We start from the raw sequence: 19,794 nt of genomic DNA, 5'->3' as shown, positions 1-19,794 counted from the left end.
CCGGAACTCGTCCCGGCCTCATCGGCCTGTGCCAGAGCTGAGCCGGTCGCTGTCGGCAGGTCCCACGAACGGGGCGTGCGTCTCTCGGCAACTTCCATGCGCGCACGGACAAGTCCGGATGCGGAGGCGCCACTACCGTCGTGCGCTGCCCGTCGACCCGCCACCCGCTGTGAGGACTTGATGACGGAACAGATACCGGAGGCGGTGTTCTGGTGCCTGGCCGTGGGCCTGTTCGCCGTCGCCGTGCTGCTGGTGCGCGAACGCGGCATCACCGCACGCCAGCGCAGACGGAACGCCGAACTGGGGGACGGCCTTCGGGCACGTGACGAGGAACTGCGGCACCTCGTCTCGGCCCGGCTACCGGCCTTGGAGGACACGCCCCACCAGCAGCTCCCGGCCGTCGGTCTGCTCGACACCCGGCTCGCCGACACGGAGTTCGCGAAGTGTCTCGACGGTGTCGTGGAGCGCTTCGCCGGTGCGGTCGAGCACGCCCGGTCGAGCGCCGACCAGTCGGCGAAGGCCGCCTTGAAGGCGTCGATGCGCTCCATCCAGGCCCTGGCGAACGAACAGCAGGTGTCCATCTCCGAGATGCAGGACCGGCACGACAACCCCGGTGTGCTCAGCGACCTGCTCGAAATCGACCACACCAACGCCCAGTTCGGCCGTCGTGCCCAGGTCATCGCCGTGCTGTGCGGCTCGTGGCCCGGCCGTCAGCGTGCCACCTCCGCGCTCGTCGAGGTCGTGCGCGGCGCCACCTCCCGCATCCGCGACTACCGGCGTATCCGCATCAACGGCGACGTCGACATCGCTGTGCGGAGCCGGGCCGTCGAACCGGTGGTCCTGGCGGTCGCCGAACTGCTCGACAACGCGGCGCGTCATTCGCAGCCCGGCACGACCGTCGAGGTCACCGTCCAAACGGTGCACAACGGCGCCTGCGTGGTGATCGACGACGCCGGGGTCGGCATGGACGGCCAGGCGGCCGAGCACGCTGCCGGACTGCTCGCCCGCACCCACGACCTGGACATCGTCCGGCTCGGCGACCCGCCCCGCTTCGGCTTCGCCGTCATCGGTGCGCTCACCGAGCGCTACGGGTTCAGCGTCTCCGTGGACACGCTCTCCCCGTACGGCGGTGTACGCGCGGTGGTGTTCCTGCCGGCCACCCTGCTCACGCATCTGGACCCCGCCGACCAGGCGCCCGTGCCTCCCGCTGAACCGCCCGCACCCCCGTCCGCCGCCGCACCCGCGCACCCGCATCCCCCTGCGCAGACGCTCTCGCCCGGCACCACCCCCACGGCAGATCCGGGCGCCCCCGCTCCCGATCCCCATGCCGCGACCGCCCCCGACCCCACACCCGCACCCGCGGAGGCGACGACGCCGGGCGGTCTGCCCAGGCGCCGGCGCCGCTCCCCACGGCAACCGGTCCCGCAGCCTGTCCGGGCCGAAGAGGTCGGCGGCCGCTCGGCCGAGGAGAACGCCCGCCGCATGGGCGCCCTCGCACGCGGCACCCGCTCCGGCAGGGACGCCCGGCACACGCTCCACGACGACGAAGGGAACACCCACGAATGACCGGGCCCACCAACAACACGTTGGGCTGGATGCTGGACGAGGTGCTGAAGGTCCCGCAGGCGCGTCACGCGATCCTGCTCTCCGCCGACGGCATGCTCCGCGCCTTCTCCAAGGACATCGACCGCGACGACGCCGAACGGCTGGCCGCGGGTCTGTCCGGCGTCCAGTCGATCAGCCGCAGCACGGCAGAGTTCTGCGGCTCCCCGCACGCCCCGTGGCGGCAGACCATGATCGAGTTCGCGCACGGCTATGTCTTCCTGGTCGCCGCCGGTGAGGGCGCCTACCTCGCCGTCTCCACCGGCGATGACGTCGACATGGAGGCGGTCACCTACCGCATGCACAAACTCGTCGACCGGCTCGGCAAGGAGCTCACCAGCCCCGCCCGGCAGGACACCGGCAGCCCGGCATGACACCCCGGCGCCGCCCCGCAGACAGGCTGGTGCGGTCGTACGTCGTCACGGACGGCCGCGCCCACCCCACCCGCAACACCCTGGACCTGGTCACCCTGCTGATCGCGACCGACGATCTGCCGCTGACCGGACTCAACCCGGAAAAGCGCAGGCTCATGGAGCTGTGCCGGCCCGGAGCCCTGTCCGTCGCCGAGGTGGCCGGGCACCTGTCGCTGCCGGTCGGTGTGGCCAAAGTACTGATCGCCGATCTCATGGACAGCGGCCACATCGTCACCCGCGCGCCGATCCCCGCCGCCCGGCCGACCGACGCCCGAATCCTCCAGGAGGTGCTCGATGGACTCCGCGCCCGCCTCTGACGACGTCTATCTGCGGCCCAGCGTGCAGACGGCGGCCAAGCTTCTGATCGTCGGCCATTTCGCGGTCGGCAAGACCACGTTCGTCGGCACGCTCTCCGAGATCCGGCCCCTGTGCACGGAGGAGGTCATGACCGAGGCCGGCGCCCTCGTCGACGACCTGGCGGGCACGCGGGACAAGACGACCACCACGGTCGCCCTCGACTTCGGCCGGCTCACCCTCAACGACCGCCTGGTGCTCTACCTCTTCGGTACCCCGGGCCAGCAGCGCTTCACCCGGCTGTGGCAGGACATGACCCGGGGCTCTCTCGGCGCGCTCGTCCTCGCCGACAGCCGCCGCCTCAGCCAGTCGTTCGAGGTCATGGGCGTGCTGGAGGAGCACGGACTGCCGTACGCGGTCGCCCTGAACGAGTTCCACGACGCCCCCGCGTACGAGCTCGACGAGGTGCGCGAGGCCCTCGACCTGCTGCCCGAAACTCCCCTCGTCCGCTGCGACGCCCGCGACCGGGTCTCGGCCACGCGGGCTCTCATCAGTCTCGTCGAGTACCTCCTCACCCTCCCCCACTCTCGGCACAGCTCGAGCGGGGGGACCCCCATCGGCCACCTGGAGACCGCGTGACCTCCGTACCGCCCCACCCGCCGCCCACCTGCCCCGCGCACCCCGCCCACGAGTCCCTGCACGGGCCCGAGTTCGCCACCGACCCGGCAGCCGTCTACCGGCGGTTGCGCGACGTCGGCCCGATCGCGCCGGTCGAACTGGCGCCCGGAGTGCGGGCCTCGCTCGTCGTCGGATACGACGCCGCCCTGCACGTGCTGCGCAGCACCGAGACGTTCTCCAAGGACCCCCGCCGCTGGCAGGACTTGGCGGACGGCACCGTACCCCTGGACAGCCCGGTCGTGCCGATGATGATGTACCGGCCGAACGCGCTGTGGGCCGACGGCGCGGAACACCGCAGGCTGCGCGGCGCGATCACCGACAGCGTGGCCCGGGTGGCCCCTGCCACCCTGCGCGGCTACGTCGAGGCGAGCGCGGACACGCTCATCGACCGCATCGCCCCGGCCGGGCAGGCCGACCTGCTCGGCGAGTACGCCCAGGTGCTTCCCCTCCTGGTGTTCAACCGCCTGTTCGGCTGCCCCGCCGACTACGCGGAGCGGCTGGTGCGGGGGATGTCCGGGATCTTCGACGGAGTGGACGCAGAGAAGGCCAACGACCTGCTCGCCACGACGCTGCTGGACCTCGTCACGCTGAAGCGCCGCAGGCCCGGGCCGGATGTGACGTCCTGGCTCATGGCCCATCCGGCCGAGCTCACGGACGAGGAGATGGTGCACACCCTCGTGCTGCTCATGGGCGCGGGTACCGAGCCCCAGCAGAACCTGATCGCCAACTGTCTGCGGCTGCTGCTGTCCGACGACCGGTTCGCGGGCACCCTCTCGGGGGGCAGCCTGCCGGTGGAGGAAGCCCTCGACGAAGTGCTGTGGAGCGACCCGCCCATGGCCAACTACGGCGTGCACTATCCGATCCATGACGTCGTGTACGAAGGGACGCTGCTGCGGGCGGGGCATCCGCTCGTGGTCAGTTTCGCCGCGGCGAACACCGACCCGGTCCTGACGGCGGACCAGCGCGCCGGCAACCGCGCCCACCTGGCGTGGAGCGCGGGCCCGCACAACTGCCCGGCGCAGGGTCCGGCCCGGCTGATCGCGGCGGTCGCGGTGGAGAAGCTGCTCGACCGCCTTCCGGACGTCGAACTCGCCGTACCCGTGGAGGAACTGGTCTGGCGGCCGGGCCCCTTCCACCGCGCGCCGGCCGCACTGCCGGTGACCTTCCCGCCGGCCGCCGTCGCCCCGCCCGCCCCCTCCAGCGTCGGCGAGGAGTCGCCCGTGCGGCGCACCGCCCCGACGCCCCGGCCGTCCGCGGTCCCCGAGGCAGGCCGCGTGCGGCGAGGATGGGGCGCCCGGCTGCTGGTGTGGTGGCGGGGCGAGTGATCAGGACAGGCGTACCGGAAGCGAGCGGTGGCCGTTGGAGATGAAGGAGTCGACCGGCTCCGGCTCGTCCTGAGGAACGGCGAGTCGGAGTCCGGGGAAGCGGTCGAAGAGCGCCCGGAGCGCGGTACGGGCCTCCAGCCGCCCCAGCGGAGCGCCCAGGCAGAAGTGCACGCCGTGGCCGAAGGCGAGGTGCTCCTTGTCGGCGCGAGTGACGTCGAAGCGGTCGGCGTCCGCGCCGTACTTCCCGGGATGACGTCCGGCGGCCGCGTAGGCGGCGAGGATGGCCTCGCCCTTGCCGATCACCGTCCCGGCCGGGCCGCCGAACTCGCTCATCACGAGGTCCTCGACGGCATACCGCAGCGGCAGGCTGGCGACGGGCGCCTCCACGCGGAGCGCCTCCTCGACCACGTCCTCCCAGGAGACGCGGCCGGAGCGGACATGGGCGAGCTGGTCCGGATGGGTCAGCAGGAGGTGGATGGCGTTGTCGATCAGGTTGACCGTGGTCTCGTGGCCGGCGCTGACCATGAGGACCAGGGTGTCGAGCAGCTCCTGTTCGCTCAGCCCGGTGTCGCCGTCGTCGCGGGCCGCGATGAGCGCCGAGGTCAGGTCGTCGCCCGGCGACCGCCGCTTGAGAGCGACGAGTTGGCCCATCGCCGCGTAGAACCGTGCGTAGATGTCGGTGACTTCCTCCGGGGTGGCGGAGGTGTGGAAGACGCCGTCCACCACGGCCCGTAGCTCCGCACCCTGTTCCTCGGGCAGGCCGAAGAGTTCGCTGATCACCTGGATCGGCAGCGGATAGCAGAACTCCTCGCGCAGATCGACGACTTGGCCGTGCCGTCCGGCCACCTCGACCCGCTCCAGCAGGGTGGTGGCGATCTCCTCGACGCGGGGCTGGAGCGCCGTGGTGCGGCGCGCGGTGAACGCCTTGGAGACCAGGGCGCGCAGCCGTTTGTGCTCGCTCCCGTAGGCGGTGAACATGTTCTGCACCGCGACCCAGGTGAACAGCGGCCATTCCGGGGAGATCTCGCCGTCGATCCACCGGGGCCAGTGCCGGCGCGGGTCCTTGGAGACCCGTGGATCGGTGAGCAGGCGCTTGAGGAGGTCAGGACTGCTGACGGCCCAGGCCCGCACACCGTCGGGCAGTTCGACGAGGGTCACCGGTCCGCGCTCGCGTATCCGGGCGGCCTCGCCGTGGATGTCGCGGCCGGTCGGGTCGATCACTAAGGGGCAGGGGTGTCCCACGGAAGCCTCCTGGCGCTCGCGCATCGATACGAACCGTAAAGCTACTTGAACGTAGCGTGTGCGGGTGAGAGCCGTCCCCGCGTGCTGCGCACGGGGACAACTTCCTTGCGCGCGGAGGCAAGTCGGCGGTCGGCCCGCGCCCTACGGTCCGGGGTGTCGGATCGGAGAGCGGGTGAGGCGGCGGCTGTCGTCCTGCCGCCGGACAGCCGGTGCGGCTGTCCGGCGGCGCGCCCCATCCGAACATCCCAGGGGACACAGGCGCTTCCGGAGAACTGGACCCGCGGCCTGTCGAGGTTCACCGCCGGCCGCATGGACGGTGGTTGATCAGGGGCAGTTGATGGCCGTGTCGCCGGTGTCGCGGTTGCAGGTGTCGAAACCGAGGCCACCGTCGAGGCTGTCGTTGGCGATCACGCTGTCCACCGCGTTGAGGGTGTCGTTGCCCTCGCTCCCGATGTGTGTGTCGTTGCCGCGGCCCCCGGTGAGGGTGTCGTTGCCCTGGTCACCCCCGAGGGTGTCGTTGCCGTCGTCGCCGTTGAGTGTGTCGTTGCCGGCATTGCCGTTGATGGTGTCGTTGCCGGCCAGCCCGGAGATCGTGTCGTTGCCGGGGCCGCCGTTGATGGTGTCGTTGCCCGGCGTCGCCCGCAGTCCGGTGGCGGCCGGGTCGTCGCCGACGAGCCGGTCTGCCCGGGGGCCACCGTTGAGGCGGTCGTCACCCGCACCGCCGAACACCGTTCCGGCGGCCTCCAGGTTCGGGGAGATGCTGACGCTGTCATCGGCGTCCTCGGCGTTGACCCGGATCGACGCGACGGGCAGCGGACACTCCGCCGTGTGTGTCCCCGTCGACTCGCACGGGGCGACGGCCGAGACGGTGTCCCCCGCGTCCGTCACCACGACAACGTTGCCCTGACGCCGGACGGTGATGTCGTTCGCCACACCCTGGGCGGCCGTCACGACCAGGATGTCGCCCACCTCCTGCACGACCGTGGTCCCGGCCAGGGCCCCGCCGGGGGCCGCACCGGGCGCGGCGGAGGCCGCGGTCAGCGGGGCGCAGGTGAGTGCGCCGATCGCCACCACCGTGGTGCAGATGCCTCGTGTTCTCATCGGTGCCCGCCTTTCGTGTTGTCTCGCCGTGTACGGGTAGGGGCGTGCTGCTCGCTCGCGCCGGTCAGGGGCATCCGCTGACGTTGTCGCCCAGGTCGGCGCGGCAGGCGTCCGCGTCGGCGCCGCCCTCGACGTAGTCGTTGCCGCTGACGTTGTCCACGGCGTCGATGGTGTCCCGGCCGCTGCCGCCCTCGGCGTAGTCGTTGCCGGCGCCGGCGACGATCTGCTCGTTGCCGCCGCCGCCGTAGATCACGTCGTTGCCGGCACCGCCGTCCACGATGTCCGAGCCGCCGCGTCCCTCCACGGAGTCATTGCCGGAGCCGCCGAAGATCCTGTCCGCCGCGGCTCCTCCGGTGAGCGTGTCGTTGCCCCCGCCGCCGGAGAGGAAGTCGGATCCCTCGTCGCCTTCGAGGGTGTCGTTGGCGGATCCGCCGTAGAGGCTGTCGTCGCCGGCACCGCCGATGAGGGTGACGCCGACGGCAGCCAGCGAGGAGGTGACGTTGTCGTCCTGATCGCCGGCGTTGACCACGAGTTCGGTGGTGTCGCCCGCCCTGCAGGCGACTTCGGTCGTGCTGACGGCGGTGCAGTCGCCGGACGGTGCGACCGTGTCTCCGGTGTCTCTGATTCTGATGCTGTTGCCCGACTGCCAGACGCTGATCGTGTTGCCCCGTCCGACTCCGGCGGTGACCGTGATGGTGGTGCCGGTCTTGTTCACCAGCGTCGTGGCGAGAATGTGTGGCGTGGGTGCGCCGGCCGCGAGGGCCCCGCCCGTGAGACACAGAGTGGAACCGCACACCGTGGCCAGAACTGCCGCGGTGCGGTGATACGTTCGCTTCATGATCTGCTCCTGAATAGGATGCTGAATTCCGATCTCGCAGCCGTGCGCATTGTTTCTCCGTCGCGACGGCCGACGCCTGCTCGACCGGTGATCGGCCCTGGCGCCCGGGCATCCAGAGCATGCCGGGATGCGAAGCCGTGCTGAAGCCGAATTAGCGCCATTGCCGAATACACGGTTTCCACGCGCGGATCGTCGCCCTGGCCGGCCCCGGCTGCGTCAATTCACGATTCACCTTTACCGCATTCAATTAGTCGCTGGGTAAAGCTGATTCGCGCCCGGTTATCCATGGCCGGGTGATGGAGGAGCGTTGGGCGGAACATTGGATTCAGCCACCGGCTGCCGAGGTGGGACGGCTCCGGGCCGCGGACCCCGGAGGCCGGCCGCGCACGGCGGGCGGTCGATCACGCCTCCGCCTCGCACGCGCCGCCGTCACCGGACACGGCCCTGGTGACCAGCGGGGAGACGGGCGCCCACGGAGTACCCGGCGGCGAGGATGTGTGCCTTTGCCGGTGTGTGGCCGGCGTACGCGGGGCGTGGTCGGCTGCCGGATGCAGGGTGCCGTATAGGCCAGATATAGCCCGCGAACACACGCTCGACCCATCCGAATGGATGGGGGAGAGATGCCGGAACTTGGGGAAGAGATGCCGGAGCAGTCCGGGCAAGTGGCGCTGGTGACCGGAGGGTCGCGGGGGATCGGGCGTGCGGTCGCCACCCGGCTCGCCAACGACGGTTTCGACGTCGCGATCTGCTACCGATCCGATGAGAGCGCGGCCGAGCAGGTCGCCAAGGAGATCCAGTCCGCGGGCCGCCGGGTGCTGACCCGGCGCGTGGACGTCGCCGACCGGGTCGGCGTGCGGGCCTTCGTCGCCGACGTCGAGTCGGGCCTCGGCCCGGTGACCGCGGTCGTCACGTCCGCAGGCATCACCCGAGACCGGCCGCTGGCGCTGATGCAGGACGACGAGTGGGACTCCGTGCTGCGCACCAACCTCGACGGGACCTACAACCTGCTGCGCTCCGTGGTGAGGTCGATGATCCGACGCCGCGAGGGCACCGTCGTGACGCTGTCCTCGGTGGCCGGCGTGGTCGGCAACGCCGGGCAGACCAACTACTCCGCGTCGAAGGCCGGCATCATCGGCCTCACCCAGGCGCTGGCCAAGGAGTTCGGGCGCTACGGCGTCCGGGCCAACGCGGTCGCCCCCGGGTTCATCGACACCGAGATGGTCGCCGGGGTCCCCGAGTCGGTCGCCAAGGACGCCATGGGCCGCATCCCGCTCGCCCGTTTCGGCACCCCCGACGAGGTCGCCTCCCTCGTCTCCTATCTGGTCTCGCCGCAGGCCGCGTACATCACCGGCCAGGTGGTCCGGATCGACGGCGGCATGGCGCTGTGACCGCACCGGGGATCTGGTACCGCCGCTATCCGACAGCGATGGCACCGCGCGTGCGCCTGGTGTGCTTCCCGCACGCCGGCGGCAACGCCCGCCTCTTCCACGGCTGGGCGTCCCGGCTGCCGGCCGACGTCGAACTCCTCGCGGTGCGCTACCCGGGCCGCCAGGAGCGGATGGACGAGCCGTGCGTCGAGACGATGGATGACATGGCCGGCCGGATCTCCGAGGCGCTCGCCCCCGAACGTGATCTGCCGCTGGTCCTCTTCGGTCACAGCATGGGCGCCGCGATCGCCTACGAGGTCGCGCTACGCCTGGAAGACCCCGCGGCCGGGGGCCCCGAACCGGCTCTGCTGCTGCTCTCCGGCCGTGTCGCGCCGCACCGCACCAGGGCCACCGCGCTGCACCGGGCGGCGGACGACGTGCTGGTGGCGGGCGTGACCCGGCTGGGCACCCTCGGCGGCGACGCCTATGCCGTACCGGAGCTGCGGGAGTTGCTGCTGCCGGTGCTGCGGGCCGACTACCGGCTCATCGAGACGTACGACAGACAGCGGCCGCCGGTGCTGCGGGCCCCGATCGTCGCGTACGTCGGCGACCGCGACCCAGGGGTCACCCGGCCGGGCGTCGAGGCCTGGTCGGAGCTGACCGAGGGCGACTTCACCGTGCGCTCCTTTCCCGGCGACCACTTCTACCTCGCGCCCCGGGAGGCGGAGCTGACCGCGGACATCGCGGAGCGCCTCGCGCGACTCCCGGTGGCCCGGCCGGCCTGAACCGGCGCCCCGTACCCAACGCACCCAGACGACAGCGAAAGGAGAGGTGACATGGCGAGTACCGCGGCCTGGGCACCGACGGAGATCAAGGCGGCCGAGGGCGGCGGGCCCGAGGAGCTGCTGCGGCGCGTGGACGCCCTGGAAGGGGGTCTGACCGGTGCGCTGACGCGGGAGAAGGCGCTGGTGTTCCGCGGCTTCGGCATCACACCCGACACCCTGGACCCGGTGCTGGACCGGCTGCTGCCGAACCGCCTGGCCTACGTGCACGGCAACTCGCCGCGCACCAAGGTCGGGGGCAACGTGTACACCTCGACGGAGTACCCGCAGGAGTTCACGATCTCGATGCACAACGAGATGAGCTACGCCCACGCCTGGCCGGCCCGGCTGGCGTTCTTCTGCCAGATCACCCCCGGTGGAGGCGGCGCCACCCCCGTGCTCGATGCGGCGCTGTGGCTCGAGTCGCTGGACCCGGAGGTGCGGAACGCCTTCGCGAGCGGGGTGCGCTACGTCCAGAACCTGCACGACGGCTACGGCCTCGGCAAGAGCTGGCAGGACACCTTCGAGACGTCCGACCGGGCCGACGTGGAGGCGTTCCTGAAGGACGCCGGCGCCGAGTGGACCTGGCGGCGCGACGGCAGCCTGCGCGTCGAGTCGCTGCGGCCCTCCACCACCGTCCACCCGGTGACCGGCACCGAAGTGTGGTTCAACCAGGCCGACCAGTGGCACCCGGCCGGCCTCGGCGACGAGACCGCGAAGGAACTCGCGCGGATCCTCTCCGCGGACGAGCTGCCGCAGTCGGTGACCTTCGCCGACGGCAGCCCCATCCCCGCCGAGTACGTGCTGCAGATCCGCGACCGGGGCCTGGACCACGCCGTCGACGTCGACTGGCGCGCCGGCGACCTGCTGCTCATCGACAACCTGCTGCTGGCGCACGGCCGACGCCCCTACACGGGCGACCGTCGCGTGCTGGTCGCGATGTCCGACTGACCCTCCACGGTCCCCGAACCGGGCCTCCCGCTCCCAGACGCCGCCACGACCAAGCGAGTTGACCATGAGCATCACCTCGGAAGAGACCCCTGCCGGCTGGCTGGGCAGTGGAACCGTGCCCGGCCTGTGCCGGCCGGACGCCCCCGGCACCGGCATCCACGCCTACCTCACCGAGCACCGTGCCGAACTGCGCGACGTGCTCGCACAGCGCGGGGCGCTGCTGCTGCGCGGCTTCGACGTGGGCGGTGTCGACGGCTTCGACCAGACCGTACGTGCCTTCTCCGGCACGCCCCCGCTGGCCTACGCCGAACGCTCCTCGCCCCGCTCCACGATCAAGGGCCAGGTCTACACGTCGACGGACTACCCGCCGGCCGAGGAGATCTTCCTGCACAACGAGAACTCCTACCAGGCGGTGTGGCCGCGCTCGCTGTACTTCTACTGCGTGGAGCCGCCCACCACCCGGGGCGCGACGCCGCTCGCCGACATCCGGCAGGTCCTCGCCGCGATCGACCCGCAGGTGCGGGCCGAGTTCGAGGCGCGCGGCTGGCAAGTGGTGCGCAACTTCCACACCGGGTTCGGCGTGCCCTGGCAGGAGGCGTTCAACACCTCCGACCGGGACGCCGTGGTCGCGTACTGCGCGGAGCGGCGCATCGAGGCCGAATGGCGGCCCGACGGAGGGCTGCGCACCACCGCGGTCCGCCGCGCGGTGCACCGGCACCCGGTCAGCGGCGAGGAGGTGTGGTTCAACCACGCCACGTTCTTCCACACCAGCACGCTGCCCGAAGAGGTCGGCGCCGGACTGCGCGCGATCTTCGAGGACACGGACCTGCCCACGCACACGTTCTACGGCGACGGCGGCACCATCCCCGACGACGTGCTGGACCACCTTCGCGGCTGCTACCGCGGGGCGTCCGTCCGCTTCGACTGGCAGCGCGACGACGTCCTGATCGTCGACAACATGCTCGCCGCGCACGCCCGCGAGCCGTTCACCGGGCCCCGGCGGATCGCCGTGGCCATGGCGGAGCCGTCCGGGGCCTGAGCGGCCGTACACCGGTCCGCCGCAGTCCGATCTGTACAACTCCGTCCAGCCGACCCGCAGTTGGGAAGAGAGATGCTCACCACACACGGATCACGCATAGCCGCTCTCGCGGTCTATCGGCCCGCCCGCCTCGTGGCCAACGAGGAACTGTCGAGGCGGACCACCGTCTCCCCGGAGTGGATCGAGAGCCGCACCGGCATCAAGACCCGCCACCACGCGGACGAGCAGGAGACCATCGCCGCGATGGCGACGGCGGCCGGAGAGAAGGCGGTCGTCGAGGCCGACATCGACCCGGCCGAGGTGGACCTCACGATCGTGGCCAGCGCCACCCGCCGCGTCCGTATGCCCGGTGTGGCACCCGAGGTCGCCAGTCGCATCGGCCTGCCGAACTCCGGCGCCTACGACCTGAACGCGGTCTGCGCCGGCTTCACCTACTCCCTGGCCATGGCCTCCAACGCGGTACGGCTCGGCGAAGCGCGGCACGCGCTGGTCATCGGCGCCGAGCGGACCAGCGAGTGGATCGACCCCAACGACCCGGACACCTTCGTCATCTTCGGTGACGGCGCCGGCGCCGCCGTGGTCTCCCGCTCCGACAAGGCCGGCATCGGCCCCGCGGTGTGGGGCAGCGACGGCGCGCGCCACGAAGTGCTCGGCATCATGGAGAAGGACGACGGCCGCGAGTACGTCACCATGAACGGCCCCCTGGTCTACAAGTGGTCGACGGCCACCATGCCGGACGTGGCCCACCGCGCGTGCGCGGCCGCCGGGGTCGCCCTGGAGGACATCGCCTGGTTCGTGCCGCACCAGGCCAACAACCGGATCATCCGCACCCTGACGGACAACCTGGGCCTGCCCAGGGACCGCGTCGTCAACGACGTCGTCGACACCGGCAACACCTCGGCGGCCTCCGTGCCGCTGGCGCTCAACCGCCTCAAGGAGAGCGGCCGCGCCACCCCCGGCGAGAAGGTCCTGCTGCTGGGCTTCGGCGCCGGCCTGACCTACGCCGGCCAGGTCGTCGACATGCCCTGACGGCCCTGCCGTCCCGCTCACCGCCCGCAACTCCTCACCCTCACTTCACACAGAGACGGAACGACCATGACCAGAGACGAAATGATCGTCGAGATCATCAACCTCACCCTGCGCACCGCCCCCGATCTGGAGGGCGAGGTCACCGCCGACGCCAGCTTCGAAAATCTCGGCATGGACTCTCTGACCCGCATCGACCTGCTGGCGGCGGTGGAAAAAAACTTCGGTCTGTCGGTGCCCGACGACAAGGTCGGAGACCTGCTGAGGGTCAGTGATGTCGCGGACTTCCTCATGGCGTACAAGGCGGGAGTCTGAGGCATGACCCACACGGACTCCGGGAGCGGGGCGCTGCCCCTGTCGGTGGGCCAGGAAGGACTGTGGCTCCTCCACAGCCTGGCCCCCGACAGCTCCACCTACCACCTCGCGGGAGGTGTCCGCATGGAGCCGGCGCCGGATCCCGAGATCCTGGCGCGGGCCGTCGACGCGGTCACCGAGCGGCACCCCATGCTCCGCTCGGTGTACGCGGACACCGAGCACGGCCCGCGGCGCCGTGTCCTGCCGCCCGGCGAGACCGGGCGCCTCACCGTCCGCGAGGTGGCCGGCGCCGATGACGAGGAGCTCCGCCGGATGGTGGACGCGGAGGTCGCCGCGCCGTTCCGCCTGACCGACGAGGGCCCGTTCCGGGCCGTGCTGCTGCGGCGCGGCGCGGATGCCGTGGTGCTCGTCGTCACCCATCACATCGCCAGCGACGCCCTGTCCCAGTGGCTGCTCTGGCGCGACCTGCTCGCCGCCTACGCGGCCTTCGCCGAGGGCAGGGACCCCCGGCTGGAGCCGCCGGCCACCGACTTCGACCACTTCGTGGCGGCCGAGCGCACCCTGCTGGACTCCTCGCGCGGCGCCCGCCAGGCCGACTTCTGGCGGGAGCAGTGCGCCGGCTCGCAGGCCGCCGAACTCCCCACCGACCGGCCTCGTCCGGCCGTACCGGCGAGCAAGGGCGCGAGCCTGGTGCGCAGGCTGCCCGACGCGCTCTCGGAACGCATCCGGCGCGCCGCGGCCGACCGGGAGGTCTCCCAGTTCGCGGTGGCGCTCGGCGCGCTCCAGGCGCTGGTGAACCGCTGGACCGGCATGCGGGACTTCCTCATCGCCTGCCCGGCGTCCGTGCGCCGCGCCGCGGCCCGCGAGGTCGTCGGCTACTACGTCAACCCGGTGCTGGTGCGCGCGGAGATCAACAGGAACGCCTCCCTGGGCGACGTCATCGACCGCGCCGCGGACCGGATACGGCAGGCCACGGCACGCGCCACCTACCCGTTCCCGCTGGTCGCCCAGAACGCCGTGGACGACGGGCCGCTGTACCGGATCGCCATGACGATGGTCTCCACCGAACGCTTCGACGGCGGCATGGAGGTCGCCGCCGCCGGCGTGCCGATGCTGGTGGGCGGCGTCACCGTCACCTATCTGGAGATCCCGCACCTGGAAGGCCAGTGCGATGTGTCGTTGGAGGTCACCCGTGACGCCAACGGCCTCACCATCGCCCTGCGCTACGACACGGCACTCTTCGAACGGTCCACCATGGAGCGGCTGTTCGACCAGTACGTACGGTTCCTCACCGCCGCAGCCGACGACGCGGACCGCCCCGTAGGCCGCATCCAGCTCACCGACGGCGACGACAAGCGGGCCCTGCTCGCCCTCGGCGGGCACCCCGGCGCCGTCTCATGACCGCTCCCGTGCTCCACGGCATCCTCGACGGCGTCGGCAACACGCCGCTGGTGGAACTCACCGGCCTGCTGCCCCGGTTCGGCTCCCGCGTCTTCGCCAAGCTGGAGGCGTTCAACCCGGGCGGCAGCGTCAAGGACCGGTCCGCGCTCTCCATGCTGCTGGGCCGCATCCGCAGCGGCGACCTGGTGCCGGGCCGGTCCACGGTGGTGGAGTCCAGCTCCGGCAACCTCGCCATCGGCATGGCGCAGATCTGCCGGTACTTCGGCATCGACTTCATCTGTGTCGTCGATCCGAAGACCACCGAACAGAACCTGGCCATCCTGCGGGCCTACCGCGTCACCGTCGACATGGTCACCGAGGTCGACCCCGAGACGCGGGCCTATCTGCCGACGCGTCTGAAGCGGGTACGCGAACTCGTCGCATCCATCCCCGGCGCCTACTGGCCCAACCAGTACGCCAATCCGCGCAACCCGCTGGCGCACGAGCGGACCATGCGGGAGATCGCCGAGGCCCTCGACGGCCGCGTCGACTACCTGTTCTGCTCCACCGGAACCGGCGGCACCCTCACCGGCTGTGCCCGCTACATCCGCGAACACCGGCTGCCCACCACCCTGGTGGGCGTGGACGCACTGGGCAGCGTGCTGTTCGGCGGGGCATCGGGACCGCGACTGCTGCCCGGACACGGCGCGGCGGTGCGGCCCGCCCTCTTCGACCCGACACTGGCCGACGAGGTGGTGCACGTCTCCGACCTGGAGTCCGTGGTCGGGTGCCGCACCCTCACCGACCGCGAGGCGATCCTCGCCGGCGGCTCCTCCGGCGCGGTCACGGCCGCGCTCGGCAAGTTCGCGGCCCGCATCCCGGCCGGCCGCAACGTCGTCCTGATCTTCCCCGACCGGGGCGACCGGTACCTCGACTCGATCTACTCCGACGACTGGGTGCGCGCCCACTTCGGAGAGGTCTCCCATCTGTGGCAGGAACCCGATCTCTTCATGGCGGTGGGCGCATGCTGATCATCGAACACGGGCAAGTGGCCGGGCTCCTGAGCGGACACGAGAAGCAGATCGTGGACCTCGTCGCCGAGGCCTACGAACGCCACGACGAGGGGCGCACCGTACTGCCGCACTCCGTCTTCCTGCGCTTTCCCGACCGCCCCCGCGACCGCATCATCGGCCTCCCCGGCTACCTCGGCACCGCGGCCGGCGACGAGACACCGGGTGGTGAGGTCGCCGGCATGAAGTGGATCTCGTCCTTCCCCGGCAACATCGCAAGCGGTCACGAGCGCGCCAGCGCCGCGATCCTGCTGAACTCCCTGGAGACCGGGCACCCCGACGCGCTCATCGAGGGCTCCCTCATCTCCGCCCGGCGCACCGCCGCCTCCGCCGCGCTCGCCTCCCGGCTCCTGCTCGACGGGCGTCGGCCCACGGGCATCTCCCTCGTCGGCACCGGCGTCATCAACCGGGAGGTGCTCCGCTTCCTCGCGGTCGTCCACCCCCACCTCGACTCGCTCGCCGTGTACGACACGGACCCGGAGCGGGCCGCCCGCTTCACCGCCGACCACGCCCGGCTGCTGCCCGGCGCCGACGTACGGCACTGCGGCAGCCTCGACGAGGCACTCGCCGCACACGACCTGGTGTCCTTCGCGACCACCGCCGCCACCCCGCACACCGGCCTCGACGCCTGCCCGCCCGGCACGGTCGTGCTGCACGTCTCGCTGCGCGACCTGACCGTGCCGGCGATCCTCGGCGCCCACAACGTCGTCGACGATCCGGACCATGTGTGCCGCGAGAAGACCTCACCGCACCTGGCGCAGGAGCACACCGGCGGCCGGGACTTCATCCACGCCTCCATCGGCGCGCTGCTGAGGGGCACCGCGAAACCCGTTCCCCAGGACGGCCGGCCGGTGGTGTTCTCCCCGTTCGGTCTCGGCGTACTGGACCTGGCGCTGGCCCGGTTCGTCCGCGACGAGGCACGCGCACGGGGCATCGGCACCTCCGTCGAGGGGTTCCTGCCCCGCCGTACGCCGTAGGGACGGTCCTGCCCGAGGGCCACCCCGCACCGCAGACCCGCACCTGATCAACACCTCTGGAGAAGAGATGTCTGTCCCGCTGCACGAACTGATCGCCCGTCAAGCCGCCCGTACCCCCCACGCCATCGCGGTCGACGACACCCAGGGGACGATGACGTACGAGCAGCTGGACCGGCACGCGAACCGCATCGCGCGGCTGCTCCGGGACCGGGGCGTCGTCCCGGAGGAGCGGGTCGCGGTCAGCCTCCCCCGCCGGCTCGACCTGCCCGCCGTCCTCCTCGGAGTGTGGAAGGCGGGCGCCGCCTACGTGCCGCTGGACGCCGCCCACCCCGCGGAGCGGACCGCCTGGATGGTGCAGGACAGCGGCGCCCGGCTGGTCCTGGCGGTGCGCGGTACGGCACCCGAGGGGCTGAACGAGAGCACCGTACTGCTCCTCGACGACCCGGAGACCGGCCTCGACACCCAGGCGGACACCGCCCCCGAGCCGCCCGCGGCCGATCCCGCGAACGCCGCCTACCTCACCTACACCTCCGGCTCCACCGGCCTCCCGAAGGGGGTGCTCGTGGAGCACGCCGGCATCGCCAACAGGGTGTCCTGGACGGTGACACGGCAGGGCCTCGGCGCCGACGACCGGATGGTGCTGAAGACGGTCCTCACCTTCGACGCCGCCGCCCTGGAGCTGTTCGCGCCGCTCGTCGCCGGCGGCACCGTGGTGATGGCGCCGCCGGGCGCCGAGTCCGACCCGGCCCTGCTGGTGCGCACCGTCGCCGAGCAGCGCGTCACCGTCCTGCAGGGCGTCCCGTCGGTGCTGCGACTGCTCACCGAGGAACCCGGCTGGGCCCAGTGCACCGGGCTGCGGATGGTGTTCTCCGCCGGCGAGGCCCTCGACGCGGAGCTGTGCCGCCGGCTGAGCGAGCCGACCGGCGCCACGGTGTGGAACACGTACGGGCCCACCGAGTGCTCCGTCGACGTCACCGCCCAGGAGTTCGACCCGGCGCTCCACACGGAGGCCGTGCCCATCGGCCGTCCCCTCGACGGACTGCGCGTCTACGTGCTGGACGAGGAGTTCGACCCCGTGCCCATCGGCGTCGTCGGCGAGGTGTACGCCGCGGGCACCGGCCTCGCCCGCGGCTACGCCGGCCGCCCGGCACAGACCGCGGAGCGCTTCCTGCCCGACCCGCACAGCGGCGACGGCAGCCGCATGTACCGCACCGGCGACCTGGCCCGCTGGCGCTCCGACGGCAGCCTCGCCTACCTCGGCCGCGTCGACCACCAGGTGAAGGTCAACGGCGTCCGCATCGAACCGGCCGAGGTCGAGGCCGCCCTGCACGCCCACCCCGATGTGCGGGGAGCCGTCGTCGGCGCCTACACCGCCGCCGCGGGCACCCGGCTCGTGGCCCACCTCGTGGCAGGCCGCCGCATCCCCCGCGACGAACTGCGCAGCTTCCTGCGGCGTCGGCTGCCCGAGTCGATGATCCCCGCCCAGTTCGTGCCCATGGACGCCTTCCCGCTGACCGCCAACGGCAAGGTCGACCGGTCCGCCCTGCCCGACCCGGCGGCCCCCGAGACCGCCGCGTCCGACGACAGCCCCGCACGGGTGGCACCGCGCACCCCCGCCGAACGCCTCGTCGCCGACGTGTGGGAGCAGCTCCTCCAGGTCGAGAACGTCGGCGTGCACGACGACTTCTTCGCCCTCGGCGGCTCCTCCCTCGTCCTGACCCGCCTCGCCGTCGCCCTCACCAAGGCGTCCGGCGACGACGTCCAGCTGCGCGGCCTGTTCGGCGCGTCCACCGTGGAGGCGCAGGCCCGTCTCATCGAGGACTCCCGGCCCTCCGTACCCGAGGTGGTCCCGGTGGACCGCGGCGCACCGCTGCCGCTCTCCTTCGGCCAGCACCGCCTCTGGTTCCTGGACCGTATGCACCCCGGCAGCCCCGAGTGGGTCGCCCCGCTCTTCCTGCGACTGCCCACCGGCACCACCGAGGCCACCGTTCGCACCGCCCTCGACACCCTGGAGCAGCGCCACGAGTCCCTGCGCACGCGCTACGTCCTCGAGGGCGAGGAACCCCGCCAGGTCGTCGTCGACGCAACTCCCGTCGAACTCCGCGTGGAGGACGCCGGCGAGGCCGACCTGGAGCGGCTCTTCGGTGAACAGTTCCGCCGCGGCTTCGACCTGACCGACGGCCCGCTGTGGCGTGCCCTGCTGGTACGGGTCCCGCTCGGCGGCCCCGTCCTGCTGGTCACCGTCCACCACATCGCCAGCGACGGCTGGTCCACGGTCGTCCTGGAACGGGAGATACGCGAGCTGTGCACCGCGGCCGACGAGGGCCGCACCCCCGAACTGCCCACCCCCGCCGTGCAGTACGGCGACTACGCCGCCTGGCAGGCCGCCCGCTCCGACGACGCGGTCCTCGATCGGGAACTCGACTACTGGAAGTCCGCCCTGCGCGGCATGCCCGAACTCCAGCTGCACACGGACCGGCCCCGCCCGGCCCACCGCGACGGACACGGCCAGGGCGTACGGTTCTCCGTGCCCGCCGGCCTCGCGGACGCCCTCAGCGGCATCGGCCGACAGCACGGGGCCACACCGTACGCCGCTCTCCTCGCCGCCTTCGCGGCCCTGCTGGCCCGCTACAGCGGCCAGGACGACTTCGGCGTCGGCAGCCCCGTGACCGGCCGGCTGCGCCCGGAGACCCAGGACACCGTCGGGTTCTTCCTCAACTCCCTCGTCCTGCGCTGCGACCTGGCCGGCGACCCCACCTTCGCCGACCTGCTCGTCCGCACCAAGGACACCGTGCTCTCCGGCTTCGCCCACCAGGAACTGCCCTTCGAACGGCTGGTGGACGAGCTCCAGCCGGTCCGCGACCTGTCCCGCACCCCGCTCTACCAGGTGGCCTTCGACCTCCAGGACGAGGGCGCGACCATGGTGGCCACCGACGGTGTCCTCATGGACGCCTTCCAGGGCGCCTGGCGGGTGGCCAAGACCGACCTCACGCTGTTCGTCTGGCGGCATGCCGACGGATCCCTCACCGGGGCCTTCGAGTACGCGACCTCGCTTTTCGAGCAGTCCACCGTGGAGCGCATGGCCGACCACTTCGTCCGCCTCGTCCAGGCCGTCGTCGACGCCCCCGGCGCCCCGCTCTCCGCGATCGACCTCACCACCGTCCACGAACACCGCCTCCTTCGCCTCTGGAACGACTCCGGGGTGCCGGTGCGCGAGGTCTCCGTGCCGGAGTTGATCGCGGAGCAGGTGGCGCGGCGGCCCGAGGCGGTCGCGCTGAGCTCGGGTGAGGAGACGCTGTCGTTCGCGGAGTTGGACGTGCGCGCGAACCGTCTGGCGCATCGGTTGCGTGAGGCG

Annotated in this window: 18 protein-coding genes; 15 read left to right on the top strand and 3 right to left on the bottom strand. The window is 71.9% G+C overall.

Going from position 1 to position 19,794, the window contains the following annotated elements; genetic code table 11:
* Positions 1-180: 180 nt before the first annotated feature.
* From ACFPQ9_RS33755 to ACFPQ9_RS33735, 5 genes are read left to right on the top strand one after another with little or no spacing between them, the layout of a single operon-like run.
* The gene (locus tag ACFPQ9_RS33755; protein ID WP_380862003.1) at positions 181-1,566 is read left to right on the top strand and encodes an ATP-binding protein; all 1,386 of its coding nucleotides are present in this window, start codon (positions 181-183) and stop codon (positions 1,564-1,566) included.
* Positions 1,563-1,976, top strand: coding sequence for a roadblock/LC7 domain-containing protein (locus ACFPQ9_RS33750; RefSeq protein WP_380862001.1), 414 nt, complete (start codon positions 1,563-1,565; stop codon positions 1,974-1,976). The genes ACFPQ9_RS33755 and ACFPQ9_RS33750 overlap by 4 nt, the downstream gene beginning before the upstream one ends.
* Positions 1,973-2,332 carry a DUF742 domain-containing protein gene (locus ACFPQ9_RS33745; protein ID WP_362952110.1) on the top strand — a complete coding sequence of 120 codons (360 nt, stop codon included), beginning with the start codon at positions 1,973-1,975 and terminating at the stop codon, positions 2,330-2,332. Before ACFPQ9_RS33750 ends, ACFPQ9_RS33745 begins: the two co-directional genes overlap by 4 nt.
* Complete coding sequence (locus ACFPQ9_RS33740) at positions 2,310-2,948, top strand: GTP-binding protein (protein ID WP_380861999.1); 639 nt, start codon at positions 2,310-2,312, stop codon at positions 2,946-2,948. The genes ACFPQ9_RS33745 and ACFPQ9_RS33740 overlap by 23 nt, the downstream gene beginning before the upstream one ends.
* On the top strand, positions 2,945-4,312 hold the full coding sequence (locus ACFPQ9_RS33735) for a cytochrome P450 (protein WP_380861997.1): 1,368 nt from the start codon (positions 2,945-2,947) through the stop codon (positions 4,310-4,312). The genes ACFPQ9_RS33740 and ACFPQ9_RS33735 overlap by 4 nt, the downstream gene beginning before the upstream one ends.
* Here the strand turns inward: ACFPQ9_RS33735 and ACFPQ9_RS33730 are convergent, their stop codons facing one another.
* The 3 genes from ACFPQ9_RS33730 to ACFPQ9_RS33720 form a co-directional block, all read right to left on the bottom strand.
* A complete protein-coding gene (locus ACFPQ9_RS33730) occupies positions 4,313-5,578 on the bottom strand; it encodes a cytochrome P450 family protein (RefSeq protein ID WP_380861995.1) in 1,266 nt (421 codons plus the stop codon).
* Between the two features lie 300 nt (positions 5,579-5,878).
* Positions 5,879-6,655 (bottom strand): calcium-binding protein, encoded by a 777-nt coding sequence (locus ACFPQ9_RS33725; RefSeq protein WP_380861993.1) that lies wholly within the window; start codon positions 6,653-6,655, stop codon positions 5,879-5,881.
* 64 nt (positions 6,656-6,719) lie between these two features.
* Complete coding sequence (locus tag ACFPQ9_RS33720) at positions 6,720-7,493, bottom strand: calcium-binding protein (RefSeq protein WP_380861991.1); 774 nt, start codon at positions 7,491-7,493, stop codon at positions 6,720-6,722.
* 620 nt (positions 7,494-8,113) lie between these two features.
* Between ACFPQ9_RS33720 and fabG the strand changes: the two genes are divergently transcribed.
* The 10 genes from fabG to ACFPQ9_RS33670 all read left to right on the top strand — a co-directional run.
* Complete coding sequence (gene fabG / locus ACFPQ9_RS33715; protein WP_380861989.1) at positions 8,114-8,881, top strand: 3-oxoacyl-[acyl-carrier-protein] reductase; 768 nt, start codon at positions 8,114-8,116, stop codon at positions 8,879-8,881.
* Positions 8,882-8,919: 38 nt separating this feature from the next.
* Entirely contained in the window at positions 8,920-9,645 is a 726-nt protein-coding gene (locus ACFPQ9_RS33710) for a thioesterase II family protein (RefSeq protein ID WP_380861987.1), read from the top strand.
* Between the two features lie 51 nt (positions 9,646-9,696).
* Positions 9,697-10,632, top strand: coding sequence for a TauD/TfdA family dioxygenase (locus ACFPQ9_RS33705; RefSeq protein ID WP_380861985.1), 936 nt, complete (start codon positions 9,697-9,699; stop codon positions 10,630-10,632).
* A gap of 64 nt (positions 10,633-10,696) precedes the next feature.
* On the top strand, positions 10,697-11,671 hold the full coding sequence (locus tag ACFPQ9_RS33700) for a TauD/TfdA family dioxygenase (RefSeq protein ID WP_380861983.1): 975 nt from the start codon (positions 10,697-10,699) through the stop codon (positions 11,669-11,671).
* 72 nt (positions 11,672-11,743) lie between these two features.
* Positions 11,744-12,700, top strand: a complete 957-nt coding sequence (locus ACFPQ9_RS33695) for a beta-ketoacyl-ACP synthase III (protein WP_380861981.1) — start codon at positions 11,744-11,746, stop codon at positions 12,698-12,700.
* A 66-nt stretch (positions 12,701-12,766) separates the two neighbouring features.
* Positions 12,767-13,012 carry an acyl carrier protein gene (locus tag ACFPQ9_RS33690; protein ID WP_380861979.1) on the top strand — a complete coding sequence of 82 codons (246 nt, stop codon included), beginning with the start codon at positions 12,767-12,769 and terminating at the stop codon, positions 13,010-13,012.
* A gap of 3 nt (positions 13,013-13,015) precedes the next feature.
* Positions 13,016-14,413: a condensation domain-containing protein gene (locus ACFPQ9_RS33685; RefSeq protein ID WP_380861977.1), complete on the top strand. Its 1,398-nt coding sequence runs from the start codon at positions 13,016-13,018 to the stop codon at positions 14,411-14,413.
* The gene (sbnA, locus tag ACFPQ9_RS33680) at positions 14,410-15,423 is read left to right on the top strand and encodes a 2,3-diaminopropionate biosynthesis protein SbnA (RefSeq protein WP_380861975.1); all 1,014 of its coding nucleotides are present in this window, start codon (positions 14,410-14,412) and stop codon (positions 15,421-15,423) included. The genes ACFPQ9_RS33685 and sbnA overlap by 4 nt, the downstream gene beginning before the upstream one ends.
* The gene (gene sbnB / locus ACFPQ9_RS33675) at positions 15,417-16,439 is read left to right on the top strand and encodes a 2,3-diaminopropionate biosynthesis protein SbnB (protein WP_380861973.1); all 1,023 of its coding nucleotides are present in this window, start codon (positions 15,417-15,419) and stop codon (positions 16,437-16,439) included. The genes sbnA and sbnB overlap by 7 nt, the downstream gene beginning before the upstream one ends.
* A gap of 67 nt (positions 16,440-16,506) precedes the next feature.
* Positions 16,507-19,794, top strand: a 3,288-nt coding sequence (locus ACFPQ9_RS33670) for an amino acid adenylation domain-containing protein (protein ID WP_380861971.1), incomplete at its 3' end; no start/stop codon positions are given.

Origin of the sequence: Streptomyces coerulescens (assembly GCF_042657965.1) — a bacterium.
Classification (GTDB): domain Bacteria; phylum Actinomycetota; class Actinomycetes; order Streptomycetales; family Streptomycetaceae; genus Streptomyces; species Streptomyces coerulescens.
The sequence above is the reverse complement of the archived record's forward strand: the minus strand, read 5'-3'. Positions and strand labels throughout refer to the sequence as shown.

Excerpts from the sequence above, each read along its gene's own strand:
- ACFPQ9_RS33755 (WP_380862003.1), top strand. The coding sequence starts at position 181 with ATGACGGAACAGATACCGGAGGCGGTGTTCTGGTGCCTGGCCGTGGGC.
- ACFPQ9_RS33750 (WP_380862001.1), top strand. The coding sequence starts at position 1,563 with ATGACCGGGCCCACCAACAACACGTTGGGCTGGATGCTGGACGAGGTG.
- ACFPQ9_RS33745 (WP_362952110.1), top strand. The coding sequence starts at position 1,973 with ATGACACCCCGGCGCCGCCCCGCAGACAGGCTGGTGCGGTCGTACGTC.
- ACFPQ9_RS33740 (WP_380861999.1), top strand. The coding sequence starts at position 2,310 with ATGGACTCCGCGCCCGCCTCTGACGACGTCTATCTGCGGCCCAGCGTG.
- ACFPQ9_RS33730 (WP_380861995.1), bottom strand. The coding sequence starts at position 5,578 with ATGCGCGAGCGCCAGGAGGCTTCCGTGGGACACCCCTGCCCCTTAGTG.
- ACFPQ9_RS33725 (WP_380861993.1), bottom strand. The coding sequence starts at position 6,655 with ATGAGAACACGAGGCATCTGCACCACGGTGGTGGCGATCGGCGCACTC.
- ACFPQ9_RS33720 (WP_380861991.1), bottom strand. The coding sequence starts at position 7,493 with ATGAAGCGAACGTATCACCGCACCGCGGCAGTTCTGGCCACGGTGTGC.
- fabG (WP_380861989.1), top strand. The coding sequence starts at position 8,114 with ATGCCGGAACTTGGGGAAGAGATGCCGGAGCAGTCCGGGCAAGTGGCG.
- ACFPQ9_RS33710 (WP_380861987.1), top strand. The coding sequence starts at position 8,920 with ATGGCACCGCGCGTGCGCCTGGTGTGCTTCCCGCACGCCGGCGGCAAC.
- ACFPQ9_RS33705 (WP_380861985.1), top strand. The coding sequence starts at position 9,697 with ATGGCGAGTACCGCGGCCTGGGCACCGACGGAGATCAAGGCGGCCGAG.
- ACFPQ9_RS33700 (WP_380861983.1), top strand. The coding sequence starts at position 10,697 with ATGAGCATCACCTCGGAAGAGACCCCTGCCGGCTGGCTGGGCAGTGGA.
- ACFPQ9_RS33695 (WP_380861981.1), top strand. The coding sequence starts at position 11,744 with ATGCTCACCACACACGGATCACGCATAGCCGCTCTCGCGGTCTATCGG.
- ACFPQ9_RS33690 (WP_380861979.1), top strand. The coding sequence starts at position 12,767 with ATGACCAGAGACGAAATGATCGTCGAGATCATCAACCTCACCCTGCGC.
- ACFPQ9_RS33685 (WP_380861977.1), top strand. The coding sequence starts at position 13,016 with ATGACCCACACGGACTCCGGGAGCGGGGCGCTGCCCCTGTCGGTGGGC.
- sbnA (WP_380861975.1), top strand. The coding sequence starts at position 14,410 with ATGACCGCTCCCGTGCTCCACGGCATCCTCGACGGCGTCGGCAACACG.
- sbnB (WP_380861973.1), top strand. The coding sequence starts at position 15,417 with ATGCTGATCATCGAACACGGGCAAGTGGCCGGGCTCCTGAGCGGACAC.